At 52.6% G+C, this 13,582-nt stretch carries 15 protein-coding genes and 1 tRNA gene; 10 read left to right on the top strand and 6 right to left on the bottom strand.

Translation table 11 applies throughout. From position 1 onward, the window contains the following. The first annotated feature begins 57 nt into the window (after positions 1-57). The 6 genes from E6C60_RS13930 to E6C60_RS13905 all read left to right on the top strand — a co-directional run bounded on the left by E6C60_RS13930 (position 58) and on the right by E6C60_RS13905 (position 6,631). Positions 58-522, top strand: a complete 465-nt coding sequence (locus E6C60_RS13930) for a small multi-drug export protein (RefSeq protein ID WP_233281011.1) — start codon at positions 58-60, stop codon at positions 520-522. Positions 523-705: 183 nt separating this feature from the next. Beyond that, positions 706-2,067: an alpha/beta hydrolase gene (locus E6C60_RS13925; protein WP_138226389.1), complete on the top strand. Its 1,362-nt coding sequence runs from the start codon at positions 706-708 to the stop codon at positions 2,065-2,067. Next, a complete protein-coding gene (locus tag E6C60_RS13920) occupies positions 2,021-3,181 on the top strand; it encodes an alpha/beta hydrolase (RefSeq protein ID WP_138226388.1) in 1,161 nt (386 codons plus the stop codon). Before E6C60_RS13925 ends, E6C60_RS13920 begins: the two co-directional genes overlap by 47 nt. 16 nt (positions 3,182-3,197) lie before the next feature. Beyond that, entirely contained in the window at positions 3,198-4,175 is a 978-nt protein-coding gene (locus E6C60_RS13915) for a LacI family DNA-binding transcriptional regulator (RefSeq protein WP_138226387.1), read from the top strand. Between the two features lie 80 nt (positions 4,176-4,255). After that, on the top strand, positions 4,256-5,599 hold the full coding sequence (locus E6C60_RS13910; protein WP_138226386.1) for an MFS transporter: 1,344 nt from the start codon (positions 4,256-4,258) through the stop codon (positions 5,597-5,599). 114 nt (positions 5,600-5,713) lie between these two features. After that, the gene (locus tag E6C60_RS13905) at positions 5,714-6,631 is read left to right on the top strand and encodes an aldo/keto reductase (protein WP_138226385.1); all 918 of its coding nucleotides are present in this window, start codon (positions 5,714-5,716) and stop codon (positions 6,629-6,631) included. Between the two features lie 64 nt (positions 6,632-6,695). On the opposite strand, the gene E6C60_RS13900 is transcribed toward E6C60_RS13905, so the two are convergent. The 3 genes from E6C60_RS13900 to E6C60_RS13890 are packed head-to-tail and all read right to left on the bottom strand — an operon-like array spanning position 6,696 to position 9,565. Beyond that, positions 6,696-7,556, bottom strand: coding sequence for a sugar phosphate isomerase/epimerase family protein (locus tag E6C60_RS13900; protein ID WP_138226384.1), 861 nt, complete (start codon positions 7,554-7,556; stop codon positions 6,696-6,698). 29 nt (positions 7,557-7,585) lie between these two features. After that, a complete protein-coding gene (locus E6C60_RS13895) occupies positions 7,586-8,464 on the bottom strand; it encodes a sugar phosphate isomerase/epimerase family protein (protein ID WP_138226383.1) in 879 nt (292 codons plus the stop codon). Positions 8,465-8,506: 42 nt separating this feature from the next. Continuing rightward, positions 8,507-9,565: a Gfo/Idh/MocA family protein gene (locus tag E6C60_RS13890; protein WP_138226382.1), complete on the bottom strand. Its 1,059-nt coding sequence runs from the start codon at positions 9,563-9,565 to the stop codon at positions 8,507-8,509. Between the two features lie 132 nt (positions 9,566-9,697). On the opposite strand from E6C60_RS13890, the gene E6C60_RS13885 reads away from it, so the two are divergent. Then, positions 9,698-10,558: an AraC family transcriptional regulator gene (locus tag E6C60_RS13885; RefSeq protein WP_138226381.1), complete on the top strand. Its 861-nt coding sequence runs from the start codon at positions 9,698-9,700 to the stop codon at positions 10,556-10,558. A 151-nt stretch (positions 10,559-10,709) separates the two neighbouring features. Continuing rightward, a tRNA-Leu gene (locus tag E6C60_RS13880) sits at positions 10,710-10,793 on the top strand. Between the two features lie 118 nt (positions 10,794-10,911). Here E6C60_RS13880 and E6C60_RS13875 read toward each other — a convergent pair. From E6C60_RS13875 to E6C60_RS13865, 3 genes are all read right to left on the bottom strand, one after another. Next, entirely contained in the window at positions 10,912-11,559 is a 648-nt protein-coding gene (locus E6C60_RS13875) for a universal stress protein (RefSeq protein ID WP_233281246.1), read from the bottom strand. Between the two features lie 95 nt (positions 11,560-11,654). After that, entirely contained in the window at positions 11,655-11,843 is a 189-nt protein-coding gene (locus E6C60_RS13870) for a hypothetical protein (protein ID WP_138226379.1), read from the bottom strand. A gap of 103 nt (positions 11,844-11,946) precedes the next feature. Next, on the bottom strand, positions 11,947-12,561 hold the full coding sequence (locus E6C60_RS13865; protein WP_138226378.1) for a helix-turn-helix domain-containing protein: 615 nt from the start codon (positions 12,559-12,561) through the stop codon (positions 11,947-11,949). 248 nt (positions 12,562-12,809) lie between these two features. Here E6C60_RS13865 and E6C60_RS13860 point away from each other — a divergent pair, with 248 nt between their 5' ends. Both E6C60_RS13860 and E6C60_RS13855 read left to right on the top strand, forming a co-directional pair. Continuing rightward, positions 12,810-13,097: a Dabb family protein gene (locus E6C60_RS13860; protein ID WP_138226377.1), complete on the top strand. Its 288-nt coding sequence runs from the start codon at positions 12,810-12,812 to the stop codon at positions 13,095-13,097. Between the two features lie 11 nt (positions 13,098-13,108). After that, the gene (locus tag E6C60_RS13855; RefSeq protein WP_138226376.1) at positions 13,109-13,528 is read left to right on the top strand and encodes a DUF86 domain-containing protein; all 420 of its coding nucleotides are present in this window, start codon (positions 13,109-13,111) and stop codon (positions 13,526-13,528) included. The last annotated feature ends 54 nt before the right edge of the window (positions 13,529-13,582 follow it).

Below are 13,582 nucleotides of genomic sequence, written 5' to 3'. Positions count from 1 at the left end.
TGGAATTAACGGCGGGCTCCGGTTACAATAGAGACAGCATGAAGGGGGGAACGAAGCTTGGATTTTTTTGGTGAGGCTTGGCAATACATACTTGTGTTTCTTATGGGGGCGGTACCCTGGATCGAGATTGCTGCAGTAATCCCGCTCGGCATTTTAGCCGGCTTGAATCCGGTGTTGACCGGGACGATGGCTTTTCTTGGGAATTTGGCCACGGTGTATGGGTTGGTGGTGTTCTTCGACAAAATCCGGCAGTGGAGAGCGGCAAAGAAAGAGGCTCTGGGTAAGCCAAACAAGAAAAGTGATCGAGCGATTGCACTCTGGAACAAGTACGGCCTGCCGGGCTTGTCCTTGCTGGGTCCGCTGCTGATCGGCTCGCATATTGCGATATTCATCGCGATTGTGTTCGGGGCCAAGAAGCACCTGGCATTAATATGGATGACGATAAGCCTGGCGCTGTGGAGTCTTGTATTTACGCTGGCATCCATGTACGGGGTTGACTGGTTCCAGTCGTTTCGTGGATAAGATCACAGCTGTTTTCGATAAATACATGGCAAGACAGTCCTTTCAAAGAGAGGGCTGTCTTTTTATATGGAAGCCAAACCTATCCTTGACAGAAGCTATACGGGCGGCTAAACTGCAAATAAATGATGACTTAAACGTTTAAGTCGACTTGGACCCCAGTATAATGAGAGTGGAGTGTGTCTTATGCCCATCATCACGTTGAAAGACATGTACTCATCAAGCCTTCATAACAGCCGGGATATTTTTGTATATCTGCCTCCTTCTTATGAGAAGGAGGACGACCGCCATTACCCTGTCTTGTATGTCCATGACGGACAGCATATGTTTGCCGGGGATGAGCGTGGAGATTCCTGGGATCTACACCTCACGGCGGAGGAGTTGATCTCTCAAGGAGTCATGGAGGAGATCATCATCGTTGCGGTATCCTCAGTGACCCATCAGCGTGTGTCGGAGTATTTTCATGATAACCCGGGCGTCAAGGACATCTTCCATGCTGAGTGCAAGGGAGAGGCCTATGAGGAGTTTCTGATCTCTGAAGTCATGCCGCGGATCGACCGGGATTTCCGCACACGCACGGGACCGGAGCATACCGCCCTGCTGGGGTCTTCCGCAGGAGCGCTCGTCTCTTATCACATTGGCTTTCACCGGCCGGATTCATTCGGAAAGATCGGACTGATGTCTCCGTTTCTCGTGCACACCCTCGTAAATGAACAGGGAGAGGCTGGCGGGAAGCCCCCTGTCAGCCAAATGAATATGTATCGCCGATATGAGGAGAAGCCGCCGGTGTCGGTCTGGCTGGATATCGGGGGAGTGGAGGGAACGTTCATGGTGAGTCAGGTTCGTCAGTTCGCTGATGAGCTGATTGAGCTTGGATTTCAGCCCGGGAAGGATCTGATGTTTCTGGTGGATGAGGCGGCGGCACACACCCAGAGTGCATGGCGGCAGCGTGCAGCTTGCCCGCTGCTCTATTTCTTTGGTGACCTGGGACAGCCGGTTTCGCTGGAGCTTCCGGGACGGAAGGAGATTGTCCTTGAGGAGAAAGGCTTTCATCTTCATCCGAAGGCACAGTATACCAGTGGATTTCAGATGACGCTGCTGCATGCGCGATACCAGGCCGAGCCGCCGGAGATGCTGGAGGTAAAGAGCGACGGGGCGGTCATCCCGCTTCAGCAGGGAGCAGCGCAGGTACGGATCCACTATGGCGGCATTGCGGAGTCCTTTTCGGTTGAGATTGCTGCTGGGCACACCGAGCTCGTCGAAGTGGAAGTGACCGTGACCGTGCCGCATTCTACTATAAGGGATGATTCCATTCACTGCGGTTTTGAAATTCCGCGAGCTGGAGAGGGGCTTTATTATGGCCGCTATTTGCTGCCGCGGGACCTTTATTTTCAGGTGAAAATTTCGAAAGGCTTTGGCGTTCATGAAAAGGCGGACAGCTACCGGGAATTCAATACGTGTGAGCCCAGGCGCCTTCATTTTCAAGTAGAGGAGTGGGAGCATGAGCAAAGCAGCATTTTTGGATCATCGGCTGGAGATTATTCCTGACTTTGAATCGTCTGTCCTGGGACATTCGCGGAGCATCCGCGTGTATCTACCCCCAAGCTATTGCGAAGAGGAGGAACTTCGGTATCCGGTGCTATATATGCATGACGGACAGGGCTTGTTCGATCCCAATCCGATGTCCGGCACTTCCTGGCACATGCATGAAACGACAGACCGCCTTATTGCCGAGGGGCGGCTGCAGGAAATTCTGATCGTCGGGATCGATAACCGGGGAGAGGCCCGGAGTCACGAATACAGCTTTCCGCTGCAGGGCGGAAGGATTCCGGGGGCCTCGGATATTCACTGTGAGGGCGAGCGCTACGAGCAGTTCCTGATTCAGGAGCTGAAGCCTTTTATAGACGCCAGGTATCGCACGCTTTCGGACAGAGACAATACCGCGCTCATGGGCTCTTCTATGGGAGGGCTGGTCACCTACCATCTGGGCTTTCGCAATCCGGATGTATTTTCCAAGCTGGGCATTCTATCACCGTATTTTTACCGCCTGGAGCTGAATACGCTGGAGGAGACGCGCTTCTACATTCGCTATGAGCACCGGCCAAACGTGAACATATGGATGGATATCGGAGGCATTGAGGATAACATTCTGGTTCGGCATGTACGTTCCGTCGCTGATGAGCTGGTGGAGCTCGGGTTTCAGCAGGATCACGATCTGGTGTACCGGGAGTGGCCGTATGCCGCCCATACAGAGCAGGATTGGGCTGAGCGGGTGCATTTGCCGTTGCTTTATCTATTTGGTACGCCGGCTTGTGAGAGTGAGGGTGAGCCTCCATGGGCTCGTACGGGCCTGCCAAAGCGGGATAAACGATACAGCCATGACGCCCGGGAGCGGGTGCAGGTTGAACTGTCGATTAAGGTTCCGCCAGGAACGCCGGCGAAGGATATGATATGGATCGGGAAGCTGGCGGTTCCCCGAATCTCGGCCGGCGTATTCGGCGGCACATTCAAGCTGCCCAAGGGTATGGGAGTCCGCTTCCGGATTCACACCGATCTGGGGTATCATGAAGCAGGACCTGCAGGAGAAGAGCTGCCCTTCCGCCGTATTACATGGGACCATGATATGAGGCTGGAATGCAGCGTGAAAGGATGGCGTCCGTAGAGGTGCATGCTTACCAATGAGAAAATTTACAATGAAGGATATTGCCCGGGAAGCCGGGGTGTCGGTTGCTACAGTTAGTTATATCCTCAATAAAGCCCCGGGGCAAAGTATATCAGAAGAAACGAGGCAGCGGGTGCAGGAAATTGCTTCGCGGCTTCATTATGTTCCCAGCCTTACAGCCAGGTCGCTGGTGAAAGGTAAATCAGGCATGCTCGCTCTGCTCTACAGCCGCAGCGACAATGACAGCCAGTGGAAACAGTTATATTATGGAGCGCTATGCGAGCGGATGGAAGCCCTGTGCAAGGCAGAAGGATATCATTTGCTCGTGATGGGTGTAGACGCCGATCAGCCGAAGCTTGATATTATCCAGCAGCGTGAGATTGACGGCGTGCTGCTGGTCGATGTGAAAAAAGAGGTCTTTCCAGACATCTCGGTTCACTTTCATCGCGGTGTCCCCGTCGTTCTGCTTGACAGCATCATCGAGGACCCTTTGTTCCACAAGGTGGTTCTGGATTATCCCGCTGCCTTTCAGCGGTGGAGAGAGCAGGTCGGAGAGGCAGCAGGAGGTGGCTTCCTGATTATGGGTACACGGGTGAATGAAGAGCTGAACCAGGAGATGATTTCTGCTTCTGGCTTTCAGCGAGATCATATTTTTGTGCTGGATACCGAGAATGAGAAGGAGCTGCCACGCTTTCTGGAGCGGTTTCAAGGTCATCAAGGCGTCGTAATCAACGAATTTGCGGCACTGCCTCTGCTGGGCTTGAGCCGGGAGCTGCAATTGGAGCTAACGGTTATGTGCACAAGCGGCTATCCACAGCTGCTTCCGCCTGAAGTGAGGACCCTGCAGATGGAGACGGGTCAGCCTCATCTTGCGGCTGCTCTGGAACTGATCAAGCATTACATCCAGAGCGGGAGTATGGCGGAGGAGACGGTCACGGACGGACACGCGGAAAAGCAGCCCTTCAAGCAATATATAACGATTTCTTTGACTTAAAGGAAGGAGCCGAAGCCGACGCGCTTCGGCTTGCTTTAGCGCTTAAGCTTAAACGATTAAGTCGGAAAGGGGGAACTCATATGCAAGCTGAGTGGAAACAGCCGGGAGCAGAAAGCGCCGTGCGGTCGTCTGCAAGCAGTGCCTCACTATGGCATAACCGGCCCTTTTTGCTGCTTCTGTCCGGCTATTCTCTGAGTGTGTTTGGCAATGGATTTCAGTCGATTGCGCTGAGTCTGTGGATTCTGGAAACGACAGGCAGTGCCAGGATGATGTCATTGGTGATGGGCATCTACATGCTAAGCTCGCTTTTATTCGGGGCGGTAGCAGGAACCGTGTCGGACCGGAGTAACCGGATTCGGCTGATGACAGCAGCAGATCTGCTGCGAGCCTTGTGCACGGCAGGCATTGCCCTGGTGATCGGGCTGGCGCCGCAGCTTACCTTTGCGGTATTGATTCTTGTTGGAATGACAGCGGTATCCGGGCTTTTTCATTCTCCCTCGATGCAGACCTCTCTCGTTCGGTTTGCCGGGCAGGACCAGATCCAGCGCTCTACGAGCCTGGTCAACATTATGGAGAACATTGCGCGTGTCAGCGGCCTGGCACTGGGTGGTGTTGTCATTACGTGGTTCGGAGGCGTGGCTGCGATCTGGGTGGACAGCTTTACCTTCATTTTGTCAGCCATCCTGATCTCACAGGCAGGAGCCTATATCGCAGCAAGGGAGCGTCAGGGCATAAGGGCGGGAGAGGGAGAGGAGCTTGCTGCTCCGCCAGACCCGGTACAGGAGTCCTTGAACTGTAAGAGCCATCCACCGCGCAAAAAGCTGCTCAGCGAGATGTGGAGCGGTCTTCAATTCATGAAAAACGATGCTGCCGCGCGGGCTGTCATGATTTTGTCTCCGTCCCTGATGCTGTTCTTTACCTCCTGTCTCATGCTCATTCAGGTTGTAGCCGTTAAAGTGTGGAAGGTGAATCCAGCGGGCTTTGGCCTGATTGAAGCCGCCTTTCCGGTAGGCTACCTGACGGGATCTTTTCTCATTCTGACGCTGGATCAACGGCTTCGCCGGCGCGGCTGGCTGATCTTTGCGGGCATTTTCTCACTGGGTCCCGTGTTCGTGCTGATGACCTTTAGCCGCAGTCTGGTCATTTCCGTGCTCCTCATCTTTGCGGCGGGGTTCATGTTTGCCTTTGCAACGCTGCTGGTGCAAATCCTGCTTCGCCTGCGGGTTCAGCCGGATATGCTCGGTCGTGCCTTTGGCATTCTGGGCTCCCTGACCAGTGTCCTGCCGCCAGCGGGGCTGGCCCTGTCTGCCTTTGCAGCCGATCTTTACGGCCCGGCTCCAACGCTGCTGATCATCGGACTGCTGCTGTCGGTTCTTGGAATATTAAGCTTCGCCGGGTTGAAGCCGATCAGAGATTTTGATTAAGGACAGGGACGGCTTCTCACTCTGGGAACGTTTGCAGCGCTGCTCATAGATTTGATAGGATAGAAAGCGTTAACAGTATGGCAAACTATCCTCATAAGGAGTGAGAGGCTCAGGATGAAATACAGAAGATTAGGGCGTACAGAGCTTAAAGTATCCGTCGTGGGCGTAGGCACCTGGCAGTTTGGCGGCGATTGGGGAAAAGATTTCAGCCAAAAGGATGTGGATGGCATTCTGGGCTGTGCAAAGGACCTGGGAATCAATCTGATTGACACGGCGGAGTGCTACGGTCCGCATCATATGTCAGAACGGTTCATCGGTGATTTTTTGAAGCGAGACCGCCGGGAGGATTGGGTTATTGCTTCCAAATTCGGTCATCGGTGGCATGACCACTGGGAAAACGCATGGAGTGTGGATGAGATCCGTACCCAGCTTGAGGAATCCTTGCGAGCGTTGAACACGGACTACATTGATTTGTACCAATTCCATTCCGGTTCGGATGAGGTATTTAATCATGATGACCTGTGGACGATGCTGGATAAGCAGGTTCAAGCCGGGAGCATTCGCAATTTGGGCATTTCGATCGGCAGCAACCAAAATGTGTACCAGACGGATAAGGCTACCGATGTGAACGCAAAAGCGATTCAAGTGATTTATAATCGCATTGATCAAGCGCCGGAGCAGGAAGTGTTCCCATCCTGTCAGCGGCAAGACCTGGGTGTACTGGCAAGGGTTCCGCTGGCGAGCGGATATTTAAGCGGCAAATACAAGCCGGGAGCGGTCTTTACAGACAATGTGCGCAAGAATCATGAACGGGAAGAGATGGATAAGAAGCTGCGTCTCGTGGAGCAGATCCAGCGCTCTGAAGTGCCGGATGGCGTGGGGATGGCAGAATGGGCTCTGGCATGGTGTTTGCAGCACTCCGCAGTCAGCTGCGTAATACCGGGATGTAAGAGCATTGAGCAGGTGAAGTCGAACGCGAGAGCCGTGGAGATAGGCATGGTGAAGGAAGACCACCCGGCTGCTTGGAAGTAAAGGCTTGAGATCTAACAACAACAGCCGTTCAAGGGATATCCCCTGAACGGCTGTTTCCAGTACACTAGACCTCGCTCCAAATCCGCTTGACGTTGTGAAGGGCAATTCGGGTGCCTTTGGTGCACTCCTCCATGCCTTCGTATTCAATGGACAAGAAGCCATCGTAGCCGGAAGATTTAATGCTGCGAATGATTTCAACCATATCCAGATCCCCCTGACCGGCGATGGCACCGCGGAGATAGCGGCCGCCTGCGCTCTTGAACCAGCCTTCTCCGGGATTGCGGTGAGCAGGACGGACGTAGAAATCCTTTATATGCACCATAGAAGCATAGGGCAGATTGTTGTTCACGGCAGTCAGTGGATCTTCATCCACACAGACAAAATTGCCGACATCCAGCGTGGTCTTGAAATTGTCCCGATTTACGGCATGGATCACACTTTGCACGCGGTCGCTGGCCTGGACGTAATAGCCGTGGTTCTCCAGGCTGGTCGTAATACCGTATTCTCTGGCATGGTCTGCAATCCGTTGACAGGCTGCAGCGATCCGCTCCAGGTCCTGATTAAAATTCCTTATTGATGTGTCCTGACGGGAAGCCACGTCATGGCGCATCAGCTTTGCTCCCAGGCGGTGAACGCGATCCACCTCGGAGATGACCCGGGCAATTTCTGCTTCATATTGATCTTCCGTATCGGTCAAGAAATTAGCGCCGATCGCATAGTTCGAAATTTCAATACCTGCAGACTTCGCCTTGCTGATCAGCTTCTCCTCGAGCTCCGGCTGCTCCTCAAAGCTGAAGCCGAGTCCCGGTACGATCTCAATATGCTCTCCGCCATTCTCGGCTACCCAGTCTATCGCCTCCAGAATATTCATATGTCCGGCATTCATGGCCTGAAACAGGCTGTACGAGCTAACTCCCAGCTTCATGCGGTATTCTCCTCTCTGCCATTTAAGGGTTAATTCTTGAAGGATTTAATAAAGGCTACGGCCTTTTGGATATCCATCTCCGGATTGTCGCCAACTTCCCGTTCAATGGTCAGATAACCTTTATAGCCAATCTCATCAAGCGCAGCGAAGTAAGCCTTGAAGTCCACCTTGCCTTCCCCTAGCGGGAGCTCCTTAAATGAGGCCCCGGAGACAGCCATATCCGCGATTTTTCCATGGTCCATAGCATTGTAGCCCAGGAAGCCGTAGACATCGCGGGGGTCCATGTGACGCAGCCGCACGCCGTCCTTGACATGCGTATGCACGACATAGTCCTTCAGCAGCTTCACACCTTCCACAGGATCGTCACCGGTAACCATGACCATATTGGCCGGATCGAAATTAACCGAGACGCCGTTCGTAGTGAGATGATCGAGGAAGCTTTTCAGATGCGCTGCGGGCTCCGGCCCAGTCTCAATCGCAAAGTAGGCATTCATGCTCTTGGCGTAGATGCCAAGCTCATCACAGGACCGCTGCATAGCATCATAGATCCGGTCGTTCTGATCCTCCGGCACGATGCCAATATGTGTGGTGACGACGTTTGTGCCCAGCTCCACGGCCAGATCCAGAATCCGCTTCGATTTCTCGATCTTCTCCGGATTGGCTGCAGCATCCTGAAAGCCATGCCCGGCGAGATCGCCGCAGAGTGCAGAAATTTCAAGGCCAAGCCCGTCAATGTATTCGCGCAGCTCGCGGCGTTTCGCAGGACTCAGGTTGGCAGGATCCATCTCGCCCGAAACGGCATAGATCTGTACACCGTCAGCGCCAGCCTGCTGGGCCTTAACAAGTCCCTCGCGCACCCCGACTCCAAAGCTGTCTACAATGACTCCGATTTTATTATTTAGCAGCATCCAAGTCACACTCCTTATCTTATAAAGTGGTTAAACTTCATATTAAAAATGAATTTCACGGCCCTCGGCAGCCGATTGATACACGGCATTCAGGATCTTGATCATTTCCACGCCGTCCTCTACCGGACTGTTGGTTTGAATCAGGCCGAGACAGCTATCGACAAAATGGGAAATTTCCTGGTCAAATGCTCCTTGAAATTCGAAGCCCGGATGTGTAAGCTGCGGCTCTACATTAATAATCGTATTGTGACGCTCCGTTACAATAGAGAGCTTCGGCTCAATCTCGGCGCCGCCCTTGTCTCCATAAATATTGATCTGCGCAGAGTTATCCCGCGCGTGCAGGGTAAAGCTGACATCGACCAGCAAAGAGGCCCCGTTCTCAAAACGGATAAGGGCATTCGCCATATCCTCTACGTTGTTTAAGGCGGCGTCATAATCAGCGGCTTTGTAAAAATCCAGGTTCTGAATATGAGCTCGGTTGCCAAGGCGGTTATACGTGTTGCCGCTGACCGATTTCACCTTTGGCTTGCCCATCAAATACCAGCACAGGTCGATACAGTGAACGCCGATATCAATCAAAGGCCCTCCGCCGGAGCGCTCCTGATCGGCGAACCAGCCGCCGGGGTTGCCGAGGCGGCGAATCAGGCTCGCTTTGGCAAAATAAATTTCTCCAAGCTCGTCTTCATCAATAAACTTCTTCAGGACATGAATGCTGGAGGCATGGCGGCGAACATAGCCGACCTGCAGCGTTTTGCCGGATTCTCGTACCGCCTCCTGTACCTGCAGCGCTTCCTCGACCGTCTTGCACAGCGGCTTCTCACACAGCACATGCTTGCCCGCTTGAAGGGCGGCAATACTAATCTCTGCATGTGAATTGTTCCAGGTACAAATACTGACGGCATCTACCTCGGAATTTGCGAGCAGTTCCTTATAATGACTATACACGTTCGGGATGTCATATTTCTCTGCCTTTTCACGCGCTCTGGGTTCATTCAGGTCGCATACGGCGGCAAGCCTGACCTTCGGGTTGGCACTGTAAGCCTTTAAATGCGATTCAGAGATGGATCCGCTTCCGATCAAACCGATGTTCAAGGTGCTCATAATAACCTAACATCCTTTCCATATTTCATGCTTGCTCTTGGGGCACCCGTATAGAGGGGCGCAATCAAATATGTTATATTTATTCAAGCACCTATAAGTTAGCACGTTTGTATGAGGGGGAGAATGTGCAGGATGACAATAACCATGGATTATATGATCAGTTCACATCCTATTCGGCTGTTTAACCCCAAGCTGGATGCGAGCAAGCAGAAGATCAAGTCTCTGACCCTGGTGAACGCCGGACATCTTCCAAAGAGAAGGCCCCAGCGCCTGAACGCGCAATTCTCGTATTGGGCATTTGTCATGATTACCGGCGGCTCCGGCTTTTATCAGGTCGATGAGGGGGAGCAGCAGGCGATTGAAGCGGGAAGCTGGTTCTGCCTGTACCCGGGCGCAGTATTCAATTACGGGCCTTGGGAGGGCGGAGATTGGGATGAATATTACTTTACGGTAGAAGGCTCCCGCATTACAGAATGGCTGGAGCAGTGGCTGCAGGACCCCGGGAAGGTCAAGGCCACTGTATTTGATGATTCTTTAATGCACCGGATGGAGCTGATCTTCAAGCTGATGGACAGCGGAGCGCCAAGCAATATGGACCGCGCAGTGCTTATGCTGGAAAGCTTTTTGTACGATTTAGCCTGTCATTCCGACGGTGGAGAGGACAGTACCCGGGAAAGCTTTGCGCTCAAGGTTATTCAAGACATCTCGCAATCTCTCCATGTAAGGCAGGAAGCGGCAGAGATGGCGTCAAGGCATCATATTTCAGTATCCACGCTTCGAAGAATCGTACAGGAGTATACGGGCTATCCGCTGAACGAATTTCTGCACCGCCTCCGGATTTCGGAAGCACGCAGCATTTTACTGAATACTGAGCTGACGGTGAAGGAGACTGGGGAAGCGTTAGGATATAAAGATACCTTTTATTTCTCCCGGGTCTTCAAGAAAATGACTGGCGTTTCGCCGCGCAGCTATCGTAACCGGGTAGGGCCGTGAAGGGTCTTTAAAGTTTTTTGAAAAAGTGCTTGCAATCTTGCTGAAGCGAGAGTATACTCTTAATTACGGTGATTGAAACGGAACTGGTTCGGAAAGAACAAGACAACCGAGAATTCACTAGACATCTTCGAGGCTTCGAAGATATATGCTTGCGGTCGTGGCGGAATTGGCAGACGCGCACGGTTCAGGTCCGTGTGGGCTAACCCCCGTGGAGGTTCGAGTCCTCTCGACCGCATCCTATGAATAAGAGCTGATCCCTTGGGGATCAGCTCTTTTCTTAATATTCAGGGTTAGAGTGGGTGCGGTGCGTGCAGTCAGGCCGCGGCTAGCGGCCTGATTGCATAATCCACAGTTTATGTTGTTACTGCACCGTCGAAAATGTGATATTTGATGACCTCTTGACCCCGAATCGTCTTGAAAATGCCGTTATTGAAGTCCGTGTATACGCTCTGATAAAAGGTTCCTTCAATCGCATCCGCTGCACTCGTCTCAAATTGCAGCACATAGCTATCGCCATCCCGAACGAGATATGCCTTTGTGCCCGGCTCATAATCATCCTCATGCTGCTCCACCTGTCGCTTGACCGAGACAACATGAATATCCACCAGCTCAATGCTGCGGAGAATCTCGTTCATGATCGAGTCCTCGGTTAACTCCTCCCATTTCGTACGGACAGACTGACCCAGGACAATCTGGGTAATCTTTCTTTCTCTCGCCGTCTCAATGATCACCTCTGCGGCATCCCGCGAGGGACGCTTCGAAATCAGAAACTCCGCTTGCAGCTGCTGTGCGAGCGATGTCCACAAGGCCATGTTCCGATCTCTTTCTTCGTGATACGTATCTTCATCCTGGACGCCTACCGTCAAGATCGTCAGTGGCGCCTGAAAGGCCTGCGCGAGCTTGGCTCCGCGGCGGATCAGACGCTCTGAGCTCGGCCCGTAGCTGACACAGACCAGAATACTTTCACTGGCAAATGTATCTTCGGCCGGGCTTTGATTCATATTCAATCCTGCTCCACCTCCTGTTTTGTGCATTATGTACACATTGTAACAAAAAAGAAGCCGCAGGGAGAAATTCACCTGCGGCGTTCTGCAGTTCACGGAGAGGTCTTGCTGCCAGCACGCCAGCGTATTGCCGTCACCAGGCCGCTCAGCATGCCAAGCAAGCCTCCCAAAATTACACTCCATATCAGATCATAGGAATGCCAGCCCATTAGAAAGCCGATCCCGCTTCCAAGCGTCGTGCCTCCCAATAGTCCCAGCGCCGTGCCGATATCCTTATCCATCTTATCCCTCCGTTTATCCAAGGCTATGGAGATGGTATTCCCTGCAAGAACAGGGACCATTCTAAAGATCCAGGATCTTAAAGAAGGGTCCCTATTTTTGCCGTTACGGCTGAGCTTTGGTTCGAAGATCTCCTTGAAGTGCGCAGTCGGCAAACAGTACCGAGCGCGGGATGCGAAAAAAGGCTTCTGCTTTCTCTTGAAACGCTGGAGAAGGCAGGGTTCCCTGATGCAGCCATTTACGGAATGTGCCGGGATGTACGCCGATCCAGCGGCTGACATCACTGACCGAGAGGTCATGCACCATGCACAGGCCAGTCAAAATCCGATTGCTGACGGGTGAACGGGTCAACGTCCGTTTCATGAAGCGCGAAGGCTCCGGCTGACAGATCAAGGGTGACTTTTCCAGTAATTCTTCGCGAAACAAAATATGACGGGGATAACCGAGATAGCTGCAAGCCTTCTCCAGATTGGTTTTGCCGGGCACACGCCCCTCATAGACCCAGGCACTGACGCTGCGTGAAGAAACGCCGAGCTCCTCTGCCAGCTGGGAGAGCTTGATATCATTGGCCATCAGGATGGCAAGCAGGACACGGTTACGGATCTGACACCGGGTAGGTCTGCGGAATCGCTTTACGCGCACGCCTTTACCCAGGTATTTACGGTTGATCAGGGACCACGCCTCGATGGAGTGTTTTTCTTGCTGTGGTTGTGTAGGCATAATTCCTCCGACTTTTTTTACCACAATACTACATTATTCGACAACCAACTTTCAATAGGCTGTTTCTATCATTTGTTTCCAGCTTGCTGTGAAGTTATACTGTATGCTCTTTAAAAAGGCGGTGCAGTGTACGGTTTACATCTGTAAAACGTGTCTAAACGGCACAAGCCGTTCATTTCTTTTTTGAGCCGGGCAGGGTATGATAGAACAGAAAGAGTACCTATCATCCTGTGACGGAGGAATGACTTTTGATTAAACACATCGTATTTTTCAAGCTGAAAGAACCGACTGCTGAGAACATTGAGCGCACAGTCCAGGTGCTCAAAAATATGGACGGACAAATTCCCCAGCTCCGCTCGCTGGAGGCAGGGGCAGACGTTGTGCGCTCGGAGCGCTCTTACGACCTGGCCTTGATCGTGGAAGTGGATTCCCTGGAGGAGCTTCAGGCGTATCAGGTGCACCCCGCTCATCAGGAAGTGATTCAATATATTAACGAAGTGAAGGATCATACCCTCGCTGTCGATTTCGAAGTTTAGGCGGTGATGGCTTGTATTACGTAAACCAGGATCAAATTGAACGTCGTCTGAATGCGATACCTCATATTGCAGAAGGTATGAGGGAGGCTGCTGCTGCCTGGAAGCCGACAGTGGCCTGCGGGTTTATTCAGGAGCGTGCGCTCCATTTGGCGATCGAGGTCGTTACCGATGTCGGCAGCTATCTGATTGACGGCTTTATTATGCGCGATGCCAGCAGCTATGAGGACATTATGGATATCATCCACGAAGAGAAGGTCATGTCCAAGCCCGTCTATGATGCCTTCATCGAGCTTGTCCGGCTGCGCCGGCCGCTGGTTCAGGAGTATTACGACTGGGACCGCTTTGCGCTGCACCCATTGACAGAGAGTCTGCCTGGCCTGCTGGAGACCTTTGCGTCTGAAGTCAGGGGATATTTAGAGCGGGAGCTGTAGCGCCCACAGGAAGCGTCATAGAGCCTTTTACACGATGAATCGTGTGGAGGGCTT

The organism is Paenibacillus algicola, from assembly GCF_005577435.1.
In the GTDB taxonomy this organism is placed as follows: Bacteria; Bacillota; Bacilli; order Paenibacillales; family Paenibacillaceae; genus Paenibacillus_AQ; species Paenibacillus_AQ algicola.
The sequence above is the reverse complement of the archived record's forward strand: the minus strand, read 5'-3'. Positions and strand labels throughout refer to the sequence as shown.